Here is a 15,846-nt window from a genome sequence, read left to right as displayed (position 1 = left end):
GTATGACACGTACCTTTAAGATGACGATTGCTTACGACGGGACCGATTTTGTTGGGTGGCAGATCCAGCCCAACGGGCCGTCGATCCAGGCTGCGATTCAAAAGGCGATCGGGAAGTTCACTGGCGAGAGCGTCAATGTGGTCGGCAGCGGGCGGACCGATGCGGGCGTTCATGCAATCGCTCAGGTGGCCGGTGTTGAGATTGAGTCTTGGACGCAACCGGCGAAGGAACTGCGCCGCGCGATCAATCGTTTCTTACCCGATTCGATCGTCGTTCGCGATGTCGTTGATGCTCCACCGGGCTTTCACGCGATCCGTGATTGCATCAGCAAACGTTACCGGTACCAAATGTTACTCGGCCGAGTCCGCGATCCATTTAGCCATCATTATTGTTGGCACCTTGGATACAAAATGGATTTGGAGGCGATGAAATTGGCCGCGGAAAAGTTGGTGGGCAAGCAAGACTTTGCTTGCTTTGAAGCCACGGGTGCAGCGCGAAGTTCGACGGTGCGCGACGTGCGAGCTTGCGATCTGATTTTGCGAGAGAGTCCGCCGGATTCACCCACCAGCGATTCGATTCGGCTGGACATTGAAATCGAAGCCGATGGATTTCTGTACAATATGGTTCGAAACATTGTTGGTTCTTTGGTTGACGTTGCCCGAGGTCGCGAACCGGTTCAGTGGATTGACGAATTAATTCGTGCCGGTGATCGCAACTTAGCGGGGCAAACCGCACCCGCGCACGGACTGTTTTTGTTGCGCGCCGATTATGAAGAAATGGTCGTCGAATCCTAACAAAATCTTAACCCGCCGATGCCGATTTGTACGCTTATGCTATGCGCGTGATAAAAAAAGCCACGTGCTAGATCGGCTAGCCGATCAATGCATCAAGGCCGTTGTTTTGTTTTCGATTCTCGGGCATTTCCGTAGCTTCCTATGTCTGGCATCACCGTTTCGGTAACCTCATCGACTAAGCCCAACACGGCAAATGTCAAATCGATGCTTGATGAAACGACACGTTCGTTTATTCGCCGAGCAATCGATGCCGGTTTGGTCGAAATCGACGACTTGAAGAGAGTTGTTGTTTCCTTGATGGCGGAGACCGACTGCAGTTTTTCGCCCAAGATATTGGCCGACGGTTTGATCGGTGCGGGCGTGCTGACGCGGTGGCAGGCAAAGAAACTTCTGCTAGGCCGTAGCAAAGGGTTTTATCTGGGGAGTTATCGGCTGCTGCGTCCGATTGGAAAGGGCGGCATGGGCATGGTTTATCTTGGCGAACACCATGTGATGAAACGCTTGATGGCGTTGAAAATTTTGCCACCTGAAGCAACCAACGATCCGCGTCGGCTGAATCGGTTTAAGGAAGAGGCTCGCGCGTGCGCCCATCTTGATCATCCCAATATCGTTCGCGCTTACGACTTCGCCGAAGCGGGTGGCCGTTACTACATCGTGATGGAATTTGTCGATGGAATCGATCTGCATCACGCTGTCGCTCGTGATGGAGTGATGTCTTCGGCCGAGGTGATCGATTTGATGATTCAAGCAACCAGCGGGCTGGAGCATGCTCATCAACGTGGGATCGTTCATCGGGATATCAAACCGGCAAACTTGCTGCTGCGAACTGACGGTGTTTTGAAAGTGAGTGACTTGGGATTGGCCCGAGTCGGTTTGGGTGAATTTAGTGAAGAGGCGAACCGCCGTTTGATGGGAACCGCTGACTTTGTGGCTCCTGAACAAGCAATGAACAGCCAGAATGCGGACGCGAGTGCCGACATCTATTCGCTTGGCTGCACTGCCTTTTATCTGTTGACCGGTCACGCACCCTTTGAGGGTGAAAACGTTAAACAGCGATTGGCTCGCCATCAAACAGCAGAGATTCCAGACGTTCGTAAGATCCGCAAAGATTGTCCAAAATCTTTATCGATCTTGATCGGACGGATGATGGCCAAACGCCCTTGCGATCGCCCCAAATCGACGACGGAATTACTGGGTCAACTCAAACGACTCGGAACGGGGACGCCGGGCAAACCTGATCATATTGCAAATCCGATCAAACCAGCGAGTGACACTGACTTGGATGATGGGATCTATCAAGCCACCTTGGAAGACACCTCGCTATCGTCCGATGGTGAAATTGATTTGGGACAAGAAGGCTCAAACGCGACTGATTCAGGAATGGGCGAGTTTGATTTTGCTGACTTGCCATCGGTTGCAGACTTGATGTCTGAACCGTCAACGCCCTACCGAGGCCCAATCGCCAACAAGGCATACGCCGCCAACAAGGCACGCGCCGCCAACAAGACATCCGCCGCAAACAAGCCACGCGCCGCAAACAAGGCATCCGCCAACAGCAATGCATCCGCAGATCCTGTCAAAGCTCGGTCCAGTAAGACAGATTTGCGGAGCGACAGAAACCAAACCTTGCTTTTGGGCGTTGGACTTGCTGTCGCTTTTATTGCATTGATCGTGGTCGTTGGAATTGGCGTGTACACAGTTTCAAAACCTTTGCCGCAAGTGAATCCAAAAATCAAACTCACTGAATCCGACAAGAATTCTCCGATCGTGATCTTTCAAAAGTAGATGCAACCTTTGCTCAAGCCATCCGCCGCACCATGTTCTTCCGTTACGCTTGTCTTGGCGGCGGGCAGTCGTGCTGGAATCGAGGCACCGTTGCTAAAGGGCTATTACATGATTGGCCGCAGCGGCGAATGTCAGATCCGCCCCAAAAGTAAATCAGTGAGCCGCAGGCATTGTCTGGTTCACTACGATGGCGAATGCGTCCGCGTTTTAGATTTATGCAGCACCTCCGGAACCGCGATCGGCGAAGAGATCATTGAACCAAAGTGCTGGGTTGAATTGGTCGATGGCGATCTTTTAAGAATTGGAAAAGTCGGCTTTCACTTGCGTGTTGATCAAGTTGATCCATCTTCGTCGGTTGATTTGATCGATACGGGTGATGCCTGGGACACGTTCGACGTCGCCGGCTTTTTGGACTCTGAAGATGAAATGGACCGCGAAGAGCGGTACGAGAAGATCCGTAGTCAACACAAAAAAGCGTCCCTCGACAATGATTTGGAAGCTGATGATTTGGAAGCTGACGATTTGGAGGCTGACGATTTTGGGAGTGTTGATTCATCGCCAACGCGAGTGCCCAACGAAGATCCGGCCAGCCACAAGCCGGTCTTGAAAAGGCCTGTCAAGGCTTCATCGGAGACAAATTCAAAGCAATCGGTAACAACCCTTGCTCTGAATCGAATCAAGCGGATGTTGGCGGTGGACGAGGACAGTGCAAACCGGCGAAAACTCATCTTTGCCACGATTTGCGCCGCCACACTCTTGGGCCTAGCAGCTTACAAATCGTATCAATTTTCCGCAGGCCCACCGGTTCGTGTGCTGGAAAACATCGATTGATTTGATCGCACAACTAGCCAGCACGCGCAAGCTGCCACCGAGACGGATCGTGCCGCGTTGGAACTACCATTTGCGTGTTCCGCCGTCGGTCCAATAGAGCGTAATGCCTTCGATCACGTTCGCCAGGGCGGCCCGTAACGCCCAACGCCGTGAATAGTTTTGGTCCCGGAAAACACGGATTAGTTCGTTTAACCGCGTGGGCATCGCCCCGCGCGTTTCGCCTCGCGCGTTTCGTTCCGCGTGGACGCGCGGGGCGATGCCCACGCGGTTAAACGATTTGGAAACCCTTCACAGCGTTGCGTAACGCCTGTGGATCGGCTTTGGCGAACGTCGTTTGTAGGTGGGCCAGTTCAGCCGCGAAGCGGGCGGCCTCGCGCTCTGCCGGACACCCGGGCGCGGCGTTGCCGGTTCGCGTGGCGGCTTTCAGTTTGTCTTCGAGCGAACGTCGTTCGGATCGCCAATCGGCCAACATCGCCGACGCCTCGTTTTGGTCGTCGCCGTCCAAGAGCAGCAATCGTTCAACGCCTTCGGCAATGTTTTTTTCGAGCGTGGCGATACGCTGGCGGATGGCTTTGGTGTCGGTGGTCTTGTCGGCCGTCGCTTTCCAACGCGGGCCAGCGGCCGCTTTTAATTTGCGTTCGATGTTCGGCGTATCGAGTAGCGCCACTATCTTGCCGATCACCAGCGGTTCGAGTTGGACCTTGCGGATCGCATAGCGGCGTTCGCTTTCTTCGGGCTTCGATGAAACCCCACTGATCGATGAGCGCGCCGAATAGTATTAGACGTTCGTTCCGACCGAGGCTCGCCGGCCCGACATGCGCATCCCGGAGTTGCCGCAGATGACCAAGCCCGACAGCAAGTAGTCGCTCGCTTGCGTTCGGCCGTTAGGACGCTTGCGGTCTTCGACCGCTTAGCCTGCACACGCTTGAACGTTTTCTTGTCGATGATCGCTGGGTGGGCGTTCTTGATGACGATCGGTTCATCGCCACCAAGCCGCCCGTTGCCGACGCGGTTGAATCGGCCCAGTAAGCGAATGGACGCAGCGGGTTGCGGCTCTTCTTCGCTGGCCGCCAAGGCCGCGTCGATCTGGCTGAGCTTTTTCTTGGCGTTCATTTTCGCAGCGGCCGGCATCTTCGCCGTGGTCGCCTTCGTCGTTTTGGCGGGTTGCTTTTTGGCGACCGATTTCTTTGCCGAAGTCTTCTTGGCGGCAGCGGTCTTGGTAGCGGTGGTGGTTTTCTTCGTAGCCATGTTTGTCTTTCCGTAGTTGGGTTTTCGAGGTTCCGCGTTGGCCAACGGTTAAAAGAAATGTCCGCGTCAAGGCCGCACAAAGGCGACGTCGCAGGCGGGTTGGCTGGTTGGGTAGATCGATGGGCTGGTGCCGACGCATTTGCGTGTTAGGCCAAATGCTGGGCCGCTAAATCTTTGGTATTGACATGGTTTTCTTTGGGGGACAGATTTGTTCCCGGTTTCGGCTTGATGAACGATCGTATTTTGATGGAGTAACGCGATGACCAAGAAGCTTGATGAGTACCTCTCACCGCCCCACAAGGTACTGGCGCTTCTCAAAACAGGGCACGAACGACTGCGTCAGAAGTACACGGCATTGCGAGTGAAACTTCGCACCACCGAGAACCAGGTTCGTGCCGTCACGAAAAGTCGTGATTCCTGGCGAGTCAGGGCAGAGACAGCCGAGTCAGAACTGAAATTGCTAAAAAAAAACGACTGATCCTTCCGCGATCCTCCCCATTGGCTCGAAAGATTCACGCAGCCTTATCGTAAGCCCTCAAGCCAATGCCTCGGCCCTGTCGGTTCCAGGAAGTCCCTTCGATGCCAACGTCATTGTGCATGCCATTCGCTTGGTGACCGTGGGGGCATTGTCTCTGCGAGCGGCAAGTCGTGCCCTAAGTATCGCCGATCAAAGCAAAGGATTGACGGGGCTGGATACTCCCTGCCAAACCACCATCCAGAACCACTTGTTACGCATCGGCCTGTATCTGATCGAGCGGGGCGATCAGGTTCGCTCGGATTGGATCTGGCTAATGGATCACTTTGTCAACGCTGGCAGTCAGAAGTGCTTGGTGGTCTTGGGGATCTCGTTGGCCCACTTCCAGAAATTGAATCGACCGTTGGCCTATAGCGATCTGACTGTGATCGCCATCATCCCGGTGGATCAATCCAATGGAGAAATCGTTCGCGATCAACTGCAGCAGACGAGTGACCAGTTTGGTGTGCCGCTGGCAACCCTCAGCGATCGTGGTTCGGATCTGAAAAAAGGCTGTGAATTGTTTCAGGTCCAACACCCTGAAGTGATCTCGCTTTACGACATTGTGCATCTGGTCAGTCGAATCATCAAGTCGATTTTTGAAGCCGACCCACGTTGGGAAGCTTATCCCAAAGCCTGCTGCACGTGTGCCAACTTCCTGCGGCAAAGCGTGCTGGCGCATTTGAAGCCGCCGACACCCAAAACGAAGGCTCGCTACATGAACTACGACCGCGAAGTCCGCTGGGCCGCTCGAGCTTTATGGCTACTTGACCGCACGGTCTGCGGCAAGTTGAGTGATCGACAAAAAGCTCGTTTGCCGAGAGACATGATGTTGAAGCGTCTGGGTTGGTTGCGAAGTTATCGTTCTTCGATTTCGACTTGGCTGGAAGTCATCTTAGTCGGCCAAGCGATCTGTCAAATCGTACGGCGAGAAGGTTACCACCGAAACACCGCAGCGTCGGTGCTTGAGTTATTAACCAAGACTCACAATCCATCATGCCGAAATTTGATCCAGCAGTCCGCTGAGCAAATCGAGGCAACGTGTCAAGCACTTCCCGAGGCTCAGAGTTTCCCTGGCAGCACTGAGGTATTGGAGTCGGTCATTGGCAAGGGCAAGCGTTTACTTCACCACAACAACACGAGTCTCACGCGTCAGGTTCTTGCGATCGCAACAACGACGGCCACGATCACGATCGATTTGGTTCAGACGGCACTCTCGACCTGCCGGATGAAGCACCTGCGGGCGTGGGTGGCAGACTCGCTAACGCCGGGCATCCATGTTGCTCGCGAAGAGGATTTGGGACTCTCCCAGACGGAACAAAACCTGCGCAATCGCCTAGCTGCCGCAACCCCAAACTTTTAGCGGACCAGGCGCAGCCGAGTTTCTGATTTATCCTACAAGCTGCTGTTTTGCATCGTCGTGGTGATCGGTGCCGCAATTTCGCTCGGATCAGTGATCGATTTCTCTGACGCGATGATCTTTGCGATGGTTTTCCCCAACATGCTGGGTCTATTCCTGCTTTTCCCGCGAGTACGCCAGGAGCTGTCGGCGTTTCTTGAGGCGTGCGGCAAGCGATAGGACGCATTCCGTAGCGGAAGTCGCCAAGACTTTCGGCGGTCTTTCATTGGAAGCCGAAACTCTTGGCGAGTTTCGCTACGGGAGACCACCCAAAATGAAATGAAGCAAGTGCTTCATCGGGTTGGTGGGGGGTTAAAGAGAGTGGTCAGTCGCGGGCTCGAACCGCGGACACCGGCCTTTTCAGGGCCGTGCTCTACCAACTGAGCTAACTGACCAAAAGTGCCTTATTCGGCACGTCCAGATGTTAGGCTATGATGTAACTTGCCGTCAATCGGTTCACGCAGCCTCATTTTTTTGGGTTGTGGGCTCTCTTTTTCAGTTTTTATCGGCTCCCAGAATTTTTTGGTTCATCAGATGTCACGATCTTTTCCCTTCACTAACCGTCGTCGAAACGCCAGCCTTCGGGCATCGTGTGTTGGACTTGGGTTCGCGATCCTGCTGAGCGTGTTTTCGTCAGCAACTTGCTGGGCCTACACTCCCGAAGATCCTGTCGTCCAGAAAATGGTCGATCGAGGCGTAGCTTATCTCGAAACTACCAAGCCAAGAGGGCATGGCGAGCAGATCTTGGCAGCGTATGCGCATTTGAAGTGTATGCACGATCCCGATGTCCCGATGGTCAAAAAGGGCATCGAAGAGGCCGTCAAATTTGCCAACCACAGTAAATCGGTGTCTGACCACGAACGCACGTACATCATTGGCGTAGCGGTTTTGTTGCTGGCCGAAGCTGACCCCAACGTGTATCGCGACGAGCTTGAAAAGCTGCAGAAAATGCTTTTCAAAATCCAGCAGCCAGGAGGCGGTTTCGGGTATCCGGGGGGCGCGACCGGCGATATTTCGCAGACGCAATATGCGATGCTTGCGATCTGGACGCTTGATCGAAATGGCATCCCGCTTGACTATGGCAAGGTCGTTAAAACGATTCTGTTTCTGCTGCGAGTTCAAGATGTCACCGGCACCTGGCCTTATCAAGCCAAAGATCCTGGTCCGGGAAAGCCGTTGATTCCTCAGGCCAAGACCACCTATTCGATGGGACTCGCCGGTGGCAGCAGTCTTTTGATAGCCGGTGATGCCCTTCGGCTATGGGGCGACACGGATAGTGACGACGACCCTGGGATTCCAGGATTACCTACAGCAATCAAATTGTACAAAGAGGACACCAACAAAAGCCGCCGCAAGACTGCGAATGTTTCGCAGAAGCCGATCAAGAATTCAATTGCGTTTTTGGGAAGATACACTCAATCAAAACCTTACAAACGATCGGCTGGAAAAGACTGGTATTATTACATCATTTACACGCTTGAACGTTACGAGAGCTTCGTTGAGATTGCTTACGGTTTGCCTAAGGACAAGAGTCCAGCCTGGTACAACAAAGGCGTTGAAGAATTGAGGAAATATCAAAACGAAAAAGGTGGCTGGAGCGATATCTCGCACACCACTCCCACCGGTAGCACCTCGTTCGCATTGCTGTTCCTGATTCGCAGTACTCAAAAAGCAATTTTTTCGATTGGTGCAGGGGCGATGGGCGGTGGACTTGGGTTTCCCAAAGATACGACCAACCTAAAAGTCGATGGCACGCAAATCAAAGGTCAATCGGCCGATGTCAGTGTTGTCGAAATGCTGAAGGCTCTTGAAGAAGACGGCGGCAGCGACGTCGAGGGCAAGTCGATCCCCGATGACTTGCAGTTAGATCCTGACCCCAAAGTCCGCCGCGCCCAAATCGATCGGTTCGAGCGACTCGTTCGTGGTAGCCGGTCTTATCAGGCTCGTCGCATCGCAGCAAAACTGTTGGGCAAGAGCGATGAAATGCGAGTCGTCCCGGCACTGATTTACGCACTCGGTGACCCCGATACGCCGACCCGTCGCTTCGCTCGTGACGGCCTTCGGTTCATCAGCCGCAAATTTGACGGCATGGGCGAGATGCCCGATCGTCCCAGTGATGTCGATGATGCCGAGGCAATGGGCCAATGGAATCAAGAGATGTCAGAAATTCAAGACAAATGGCGACGGTGGTACCGCTCAGTTGATCCCACGTATGTGTTCTTGGATTATGATCTGTAGGACTAATGTTGCATTTTTTCGATTCAAAACATCTTCTCTGTGTCTTTTAGTAAACCTCGTGTCTTTTAGGATATTCAGTGGCGTCGCGTAACGATCCGGTTAACGAAGCAAGCGATCGTGATGTACAGATTGACGGTATCGACACTCGCGATGGCGTCATGGCCGAGGATGCTGCGCCTGAAAACGATGTAACACGGGCGATCCAAGACAGGAAACAATCTCGCGAAGAAGAACGCGAAAAGTTTCGCATCAGTCAGTTCGACGTCGTCACGTCACTGTTCATGGCACTGATTCTGTTCAACGTCGTCACGTCACTGTTCATGGCACTGATTCTGTTCATCGGCGTCTTCGTCGCGATGCTGTTTATCATCTGGTTGACCAGTCGGTTCTCCTTCGCACCGGTCGCCATCGCGCCGATCATCGAGAATCCGGCTGGGCGAGGCGACAACGCCGAAGGTTTTGAACGTGACTTTGAACCGCCGGGTGCTGAAGAGGTCGAGGAGTTGATGGAGCCCACGCTTCAGGACACCATCGAAGCAGTCACCGACGCAGTCAGCAGCGTCGCGGGCGCACTGACAACCAGCGACACCGCGGCGACGGCAACCACATCCGGTACCGGAATGGGTGATTCCCGACCGCCGGGCCCCGAGGGCGAAGGCGAAGATATCATCCCGCGTTCGGAGCGATGGCAGTTGAACTTCACCGCCAAAAATCAACCTTCATACGCGAAACAGTTGGAGTTCTTCAAAATTGAACTCGGTGCCGTTGGCGGCAAAATTGTCGGACTCGATATCGTGAACAATCTAGCCGGATCGCCCAAAGCACGACGGCTGGAAGACGCCAGTACTGAAAAGCGTTTGTACTTTATGTTCAAACGACCAAGTCCACTGATGCAGTACGAACGTTCAATCCACAACCAAGCCGGGGTCGATCTGCAGGGCCGAAATATGTTCAAGCTGATCCCCGAGCAGCTCGAAAATTTGCTGGCCAAAATCGAATTGGATTATGCGACATCCAAGGGGCATCCTTCGATCACGGAAGTCGCAAAAACGGTCTTCGAAAGTAAGCCCGGCGGTGCCGGCTATGAGTTCGAGGTCATCGCCCAGCGTTACCGAAAATAAGCGTTACCGAAACAAGTGATACCAAATTACAAACCCTTCCATTCCACTCAGCGTTCAACAGTCGATTCAGTAAACCATGTTTGAAATTATTTCTAACTCCACTTACTTCGCCCTGGGTGCGGTCGCACTTTGGGGCCTCTATTGCATCGTCGTCGTTTGGACGCGAGTGGGGCAAAAAAGATTTAAGTCCGAAGAAGAACAAGATGTCTTCATGGACGACGTCGAACAAATGTTGGCGGCCGGTGATTTTGAAGGAGTTGTCGAGTACTGTGACGGCGATCCGCGAGCGATTCCGCAGATCGCGGAAATGGCTTGCAAGCACCGTGAACTCGGGTACAAGAAATCTCGAGCATTCGTGATGGACCGCTTTCAACGCGACGTGATGAGCGACATTGAATATCGACTCAGTTGGGTGAGCACCGTGATCAAGAGTGCCCCGATGATTGGGCTTTTTGGAACGGTTTTCGGGATGATGGGGGCGTTTAAAACGTTGGCGACTGCGGAATCCGTCGAACCATCGCTGCTGGCCAGCGATATTAACATTGCACTGCGAACAACAGCATGCGGTTTGGCGATCGCCATCCCGCTGATGATCCTGACCGCTAGCGTCAACATCCGCATCGCCAAGATGGAAGATCTGGTCGGTGCTGGTTTGGCCCGTTTGATGGTGGCATTCCGCGAAGGCTTGGCGAAATTCTCGTCCGCGACCGGTACTGCTGGCTCGGCCGGATCGACTGCGGCATCAACGACTGGGCAAGCGGGCGAACCGGTGGTCGCCCAAACACCCAACCGCTGATCCAACCACGCAAACCCGCCGCGTAAACCCGGCGCGTAAACCCGATGCGTAAACCCGGCTCGCAAACCCGACGCGTAAGCGAAGGGATTCAAACCAATGGACGACGATAATGGATGAAGACAATGGACGACGATAACGACGACGAAGATTTCGTGCTGCCGCGGAAAGATCGTATCGACGAAGAGATGGACATCACTCCGATGATCGACATCACTTTTTTGTTGCTGATCTTCTTTGTGGTTTGTTCAACGATGGACCCAACCAAAATCGGAACCATTCCAGAAGCAGAAAATGGATTGGCGGTGTCAGCCAAGAAATCGGCTGTCATCTTTATCGATCCGATTGGCGACGACAAAGTTGTGCTAAAGCGACTCGACGGATCCGAATTTAGTCGCGACGAAGACCTTCAGTCCGGCGAGATCATCGAGTACATCACCGCTGAACTGGAGAAGGCGGACGGTGTCCCCAAGGAACATGTGATGCTGTATGGCGACTCGAACGTGCGGGTCGGTGAAGTGACACGAGTTCAAAAGATCATTGGCGATGCGTTTGACGATTTGGAGTCTACTTACATCGCCGTTAAAGAGAATTAAGAAACGCCTGTGTCAATCAATGTTAGCTGTCCGGAGTGCGGTGAAAACCATCATGTCAATGATCGGTTGGCAGGACGCAGTGTACGCTGTCCCGCCTGTGACGCTTCGGTCGATGTGCCAGTGCAGGAATCTGTCCAGGAATCCGTTCAGGAATCAGTTCAGGAATCCGTCCAGCAAGCCAGCGAAGCGGTCGATCCGCCTGCACCTGTATCGATACAGCCAGTCGTTCCGGCCAGTGTCGCCGTAACCAAGCTCGATTCAGCCGGCGAAGACGGTCATCCGATGCACGACGTGTCGCCGATGCTGCATGGCGACGACGATGATGACGACGATGGGCCCGTGCTTGCACGTGGCAATCGGCCCGAAGAAGAAATGGACATGACGCCGATGGTTGATGTCACGTTCCTGTTGTTGATCTTCTTTATGGTGACCGCCGCGTTCAGCCTGCAAAAATCAATCAACATGCCTCGTCAGCAAACCGAGGCCCCCAGTACCAATGTGGATCCGGATCAGACCGACGACTTGGACATGGTTGAATTGGAAGTCGATGAATATGGTTCTTTCTTGGTGATGGCTCCTGATTGGGAACGCGAAACCCCTGGAAAGCAAAATCTGATTTCAGCGCTGCGTGAAGCCGTCGCAGGAAACAAAGACGGCATGCGGTTGGCAATCAAGGTTCACGAAATGGCAAAGCTTCGAGCGCTCGTCGATGCGATGGATGCCGGAACCATCGCCGGGTTCTCTGAACTGGAAGTCACCCAAGTCGAAGACTTTGATTAGAAACTCAGCGAAGACTTTGATTAAAAACTCAGCGAAGACTTTGATTAGAAACTCAGCGAAGACTTTGATGAACAATCGATAGCTAAGGAACGACGAATGAACAACGAACGCAATCGTAGTGGATCTTGTTAAAGATCCATTCCCGGCAGGATCTTTAACAAGATCCACTACGCCAATATCAAATCTGTCGTTCCTAACACCCAACACCTAAACCCTAACACCTAATACCTTCTCCCGCATGCTCGCCAAAGACCTTATCAATCGTATCGAGCGACTTGGACTTCTTGACCAAGACATCATCGAAGCCCTTCGCCAACAACTCGATCAAGGCGGTTCGCGGGTGACGCCCGAAGCCGTCGCCAAATTGTTGGTCGATAATGGTCAGTTGACTTCGTTTCAAGCATCAAAGTTGATCGGTGAATTACGCAGCGACCAATACGCTGATCCCGAACCAGCCGAGGAAGTCGATCTGATCGCCGGCATCGACGATGACGTAGCAGAAGTGGTCGAAGTTGCTGAAGCCGAGCCGATGGAAGTCGAAGCAATGCCTGTGACAGCGGTCGCCGCGGAAGCTGCTCCTGCTGAATCCGACAGCCCGCGTCCGACGCCCAATCGACCAAAATCAAGCCGCAAAAAACCGCCGCCAAACAAGTCTGTTTGGGATTCGTTCAAGATCTACGGTTATCTGTCGATCATCGCATTGTTGCTGTTCACTGGTTTTGGTCTTTATTGGTGGCTCAATAAAGAAACCTCCGATGCATTCATTGGTAATGCCAACGATGCTTACGATCAACAGAACTACCAGGCGGCTCAGGATAGCTATGCCAATTTCCTGGAAGAGTTCGGTCAAGACGATGAGTATTCTTCGATCGCAAGAGTCCGTTATGTGATGACAAAGCTGTATAAGGCGGCGGCATTCAAGCAAGAGCCTGGTCAGGCGGTTGATTTGGCGAAAGCCGAGCTGCCAAGGATCGCCAACGAAAAGGGCATGAACCAAGAACGCGGTAATCTGGCGGCTCTGTTGGTTGATATCGCCTCCAATCTTGCCAAGGCCGCGGGGAAGGCCGACGAGACGAGCGAGAAGGAAGCGTTGCTTGCCAAGCTGGATGAACACCGGTTGCTAATGGATGATCCGCTTTACATGCCTGGCACGATGCGCGTCACGTTAGCGGGTCAGATCAAAGGCGTCGAAGAAGCACGCGAACGAGTCAAGCGTGACATCAGTCGCAACCGGCGTCTTGATGCAGCCGAAGCAGCAATGAAAGAATCGCTCGAAAAGAAAGAGACCAAGCAAGCGTATGACACTCGCAAAGAATTGCTTCGGGACTTTCCGGAATTGCAAGACAACGAGCGTTTAGAAAAACTGATTCGAGAGGCCTGCGATATTCAACGGACGTTGGTGGCCCCCTCGGCCAAGTTGCCCAAGACTCAAACATCAGCGGCAGAATCTGCTGCGATGAAGTCCATCGTTCTGACATCTTTGTCGGGACGTTCCGCCCCTGATTTGCGAGGCGAAACGCTTTACGTTCGTGCCGGCGGATCGATCATGGCATTTGATGGACTCGATGGCGCGATGAAGTGGCGGAAGTTTGTCGGGTTCGCCAAAAATCTCGATCCCATTCGGCTTGACGGTGGACAGGGCGTCTTGCTGAACGATTCACAAGCCCTGGAAGTCCTGCGTTGTGATGCCAATAGCGGCGACGTTGTGTGGCGAAGCCAGATCGCCGAACCGTTCAACGAACCGGTTGCAGCGAGAAACGATATCTATGTCACAACGAAAGCAGGCCGTTTGCTGTCGATGGATTCTGATTCTGGCGAAGCCAAATGGGCCACCCAGTTTCCCCAGGGATTAGAAACGGCACCCGGCGTCGATGCCAGGAAACAACGACTCTATCTACCCGGCAACCACAGCAATTTGTATCTGATCAACGCACGTGACGGTTCGTCGATTGAAAGCTTTTACATTGAACACGCCGAGGGCACCGTTTCGGTTCCCCCAATTCCGCTTTTTGGTCACGTGTTTGTGATTGAGAACACCGGGACCGATTTTGCCAACATTCATATCTTGCGAGTCGATGAAAAAGGTGAAAACCTTCGCGTAGCACAAGACCCAATTCGGCTGGCCGGAAACGTTCGCGTGCAACCTGTTATTCAAGGACGACGCCTGATCGTGTTGACGGATTTGGGCGAAGTCAAAGTGTTGGACATTGAAATTTCAGCCGAGGGTGAACAGGTCAGCGTGGTTGCTTCCTTGCCACCGTTTTACGATCAACCCACCGCGACACAGATGGCCGTTGGCGGCAGTGCCATGTGGATCACTGGGACTCGCGTCGGTCGCTACGAGCTGCAAATTCATGTCGGCCAAGTGATTCGCGATTGGAGCCTGCATGAACTCGATCAATGCATTGGCAAACCGTTCATCAGTGACGATGCGCTGGTCTACGCTCGGGTGCTTCGCGGCACGTCGGCGATCCGCGTCACCGCGGCGGTCCCAAAAACAGGAGAGGAGATTTGGAAAACCGATGTTGGTGTCCCCGTCGCTTCGATTCGGCCAGCCGAGGGTGCGGTTCACGCCATCACCAACCAAGCCGCACTCTATGAACTTGATCGCGACGCAATCGCCAGTGGTTCGACCAAAGGCCCGATAGAAAATGCGGGCAGCCGAAACGTCGCGGCGCGTTTTGTTAATGCAGTGGAAATGGAAAAAGGGCGTCTGGCGTTTTTGGATGAAGGTGGCGGCGAAACCGTTCTGGTTTACGACCCAAATCGCAGCAAAGAAAAACTGCGGCAAATTCCCATGCGTTTGACAGCCGGGCGTCCCAGTGGCGGAATGGTGTTCAGTGGCGGTGGTTTGTTCTTGCCATTAACCAGCGGCCGAGCTGTCTTGATCAATTGGCAAACCGGCGCGGTGAAGTCCACTCCTTTCCAACCCGCCAGCGATCCGGTCGGGATTGTGAATTGGACAACGCCGGTCGTGTTGCCCGATGATCCAGATCAGGTGGTGGTTGCTGATGATCGAAAAAAGATTTACCGATTGCGAGTTGCCGAACAGATTCGCGAGTTGGCGTCAAAGGATCTTGAAAAAGCATTCTTGGGTCCGGCGGTTGCCATCAATAACACGTACGTTGCCACGATGGCGGGGCCCGCAGCCGATTTCATTGTCGGCCATGACCTGACATCGCTGGACCAATCGTTCCAAACCCTGTTGACTGGACGAATCACTTGGGGCCCCGTTGCAATGGATGGGTTTGCCTGTGTGCAAACCGACGATGGTTATTTGCGTGCGTTCAAGAGCGATGGCAAAGAAGCGTTTTCGCTGGAACTGCCACCGGGCAAGCCATCGGGTGAACTGTTGAAAGTTGGAGACGACTGGGTCTTAGCAGGAGCCCCCGGCTGGTTCGTAACCATTGACCCAAGTTCAGGTTCGATTCTAGGGCAGGATGACCTGGGGCAACCGATTTCAGCAACCCCCATGTCCGCCAGCAAATCAGGCAAGTTGCTGTTGATTCCCGGCACCGAAGGCGTGATCTATGTCAATCAAACGCCTGGCAATTGAGTCTATGAAAACCATTGCAACGATGCGAATGACCAACGACTTAATAGACTACGACGCACCTCTCCCGCTTGCGGGAGAGGTCGAGCCAAAGCGAGGGAGAGGGTTACAGCGACGTGCCCCCTTCCCGACCGCTGAAACGTCCGACCTCACCCGCTGCGCGGTGGAGGTGGACAACTGCATGAACTCTTTGT

General features: G+C 53.5%; 15 protein-coding genes and 1 tRNA gene. 13 read left to right on the top strand and 3 right to left on the bottom strand.

The window, feature by feature from the left end; genetic code table 11:
• Positions 1-2 precede the first annotated feature (2 nt).
• The 3 genes from truA to RC85_RS03065 all read left to right on the top strand — a co-directional run bounded on the left by truA (position 3) and on the right by RC85_RS03065 (position 3,410).
• Entirely contained in the window at positions 3-794 is a 792-nt protein-coding gene (gene truA, locus RC85_RS03075) for a tRNA pseudouridine(38-40) synthase TruA (RefSeq protein ID WP_068258503.1), read from the top strand.
• Between the two features lie 141 nt (positions 795-935).
• A complete protein-coding gene (locus RC85_RS03070) occupies positions 936-2,579 on the top strand; it encodes a serine/threonine protein kinase (RefSeq protein ID WP_235033318.1) in 1,644 nt (547 codons plus the stop codon).
• 9 nt (positions 2,580-2,588) lie between these two features.
• The gene (locus tag RC85_RS03065; protein ID WP_160148143.1) at positions 2,589-3,410 is read left to right on the top strand and encodes an FHA domain-containing protein; all 822 of its coding nucleotides are present in this window, start codon (positions 2,589-2,591) and stop codon (positions 3,408-3,410) included.
• A gap of 268 nt (positions 3,411-3,678) precedes the next feature.
• Here the strand turns inward: RC85_RS03065 and RC85_RS03055 are convergent, their stop codons facing one another.
• A complete protein-coding gene (locus tag RC85_RS03055; RefSeq protein ID WP_068258497.1) occupies positions 3,679-4,092 on the bottom strand; it encodes a hypothetical protein in 414 nt (137 codons plus the stop codon).
• A complete protein-coding gene (locus RC85_RS28970) occupies positions 4,089-4,355 on the bottom strand; it encodes a hypothetical protein (protein ID WP_476748590.1) in 267 nt (88 codons plus the stop codon). Before RC85_RS28970 ends, RC85_RS03055 begins: the two co-directional genes overlap by 4 nt.
• On the opposite strand from RC85_RS28970, the gene RC85_RS26585 reads away from it, so the two are divergent.
• The 4 genes from RC85_RS26585 to RC85_RS26060 all read left to right on the top strand — a co-directional run bounded on the left by RC85_RS26585 (position 4,354) and on the right by RC85_RS26060 (position 6,751).
• On the top strand, positions 4,354-4,674 hold the full coding sequence (locus tag RC85_RS26585) for a hypothetical protein (RefSeq protein WP_157593866.1): 321 nt from the start codon (positions 4,354-4,356) through the stop codon (positions 4,672-4,674). The two genes, RC85_RS28970 and RC85_RS26585, sit on opposite strands and share 2 nt — an antisense overlap.
• Before the next feature lie 243 nt (positions 4,675-4,917).
• Positions 4,918-5,136, top strand: coding sequence for a hypothetical protein (locus RC85_RS03045; RefSeq protein ID WP_068258495.1), 219 nt, complete (start codon positions 4,918-4,920; stop codon positions 5,134-5,136).
• A gap of 115 nt (positions 5,137-5,251) precedes the next feature.
• Positions 5,252-6,535, top strand: a complete 1,284-nt coding sequence (locus RC85_RS03040; RefSeq protein ID WP_068258494.1) for a hypothetical protein — start codon at positions 5,252-5,254, stop codon at positions 6,533-6,535.
• A 90-nt stretch (positions 6,536-6,625) separates the two neighbouring features.
• On the top strand, positions 6,626-6,751 hold the full coding sequence (locus RC85_RS26060) for a hypothetical protein (RefSeq protein ID WP_476707516.1): 126 nt from the start codon (positions 6,626-6,628) through the stop codon (positions 6,749-6,751).
• Positions 6,752-6,893: 142 nt separating this feature from the next.
• On the opposite strand, the gene RC85_RS03035 is transcribed toward RC85_RS26060, so the two are convergent.
• Positions 6,894-6,966, bottom strand: a tRNA-Phe gene (locus RC85_RS03035).
• A 139-nt stretch (positions 6,967-7,105) separates the two neighbouring features.
• Here RC85_RS03035 and RC85_RS03030 point away from each other — a divergent pair.
• The 6 genes from RC85_RS03030 (at position 7,106) to RC85_RS03005 (ending at position 15,655) form a co-directional block, all read left to right on the top strand.
• A complete protein-coding gene (locus RC85_RS03030) occupies positions 7,106-8,809 on the top strand; it encodes a hypothetical protein (RefSeq protein WP_068258493.1) in 1,704 nt (567 codons plus the stop codon).
• Between the two features lie 77 nt (positions 8,810-8,886).
• Positions 8,887-9,930: a hypothetical protein gene (locus RC85_RS03025; RefSeq protein WP_235033340.1), complete on the top strand. Its 1,044-nt coding sequence runs from the start codon at positions 8,887-8,889 to the stop codon at positions 9,928-9,930.
• 76 nt (positions 9,931-10,006) lie between these two features.
• Positions 10,007-10,726, top strand: coding sequence for a MotA/TolQ/ExbB proton channel family protein (locus tag RC85_RS03020; RefSeq protein ID WP_068258491.1), 720 nt, complete (start codon positions 10,007-10,009; stop codon positions 10,724-10,726).
• Positions 10,727-10,848: 122 nt separating this feature from the next.
• On the top strand, positions 10,849-11,319 hold the full coding sequence (locus RC85_RS03015) for an ExbD/TolR family protein (RefSeq protein WP_235033339.1): 471 nt from the start codon (positions 10,849-10,851) through the stop codon (positions 11,317-11,319).
• A 9-nt stretch (positions 11,320-11,328) separates the two neighbouring features.
• A complete protein-coding gene (locus tag RC85_RS28180; RefSeq protein ID WP_068258487.1) occupies positions 11,329-12,099 on the top strand; it encodes a biopolymer transporter ExbD in 771 nt (256 codons plus the stop codon).
• A 238-nt stretch (positions 12,100-12,337) separates the two neighbouring features.
• A complete protein-coding gene (locus tag RC85_RS03005; RefSeq protein WP_068258486.1) occupies positions 12,338-15,655 on the top strand; it encodes an outer membrane protein assembly factor BamB family protein in 3,318 nt (1,105 codons plus the stop codon).
• The last annotated feature ends 191 nt before the right edge of the window (positions 15,656-15,846 follow it).

The organism is Rubripirellula obstinata (genome assembly GCF_001642955.1).
Classification (GTDB): domain Bacteria; phylum Planctomycetota; class Planctomycetia; order Pirellulales; family Pirellulaceae; genus Rubripirellula; species Rubripirellula obstinata.
The sequence above is the reverse complement of the archived record's forward strand: the minus strand, read 5'-3'. Positions and strand labels throughout refer to the sequence as shown.

What these genes read in the sequence shown, in the direction of transcription:
- RC85_RS03020 (WP_068258491.1), top strand. Translation starts at nt 10,007, where the DNA reads ATGTTTGAAATTATTTCTAACTCCACTTACTTCGCCCTGGGTGCGGTC.
- RC85_RS03015 (WP_235033339.1), top strand. Translation starts at nt 10,849, where the DNA reads ATGGACGACGATAACGACGACGAAGATTTCGTGCTGCCGCGGAAAGAT.
- RC85_RS03005 (WP_068258486.1), top strand. Translation starts at nt 12,338, where the DNA reads ATGCTCGCCAAAGACCTTATCAATCGTATCGAGCGACTTGGACTTCTT.
- truA (WP_068258503.1), top strand. Translation starts at nt 3, where the DNA reads ATGACACGTACCTTTAAGATGACGATTGCTTACGACGGGACCGATTTT.
- RC85_RS26585 (WP_157593866.1), top strand. Translation starts at nt 4,354, where the DNA reads ATGATCGCTGGGTGGGCGTTCTTGATGACGATCGGTTCATCGCCACCA.
- RC85_RS03070 (WP_235033318.1), top strand. Translation starts at nt 936, where the DNA reads ATGTCTGGCATCACCGTTTCGGTAACCTCATCGACTAAGCCCAACACG.
- RC85_RS03030 (WP_068258493.1), top strand. Translation starts at nt 7,106, where the DNA reads ATGTCACGATCTTTTCCCTTCACTAACCGTCGTCGAAACGCCAGCCTT.
- RC85_RS03045 (WP_068258495.1), top strand. Translation starts at nt 4,918, where the DNA reads ATGACCAAGAAGCTTGATGAGTACCTCTCACCGCCCCACAAGGTACTG.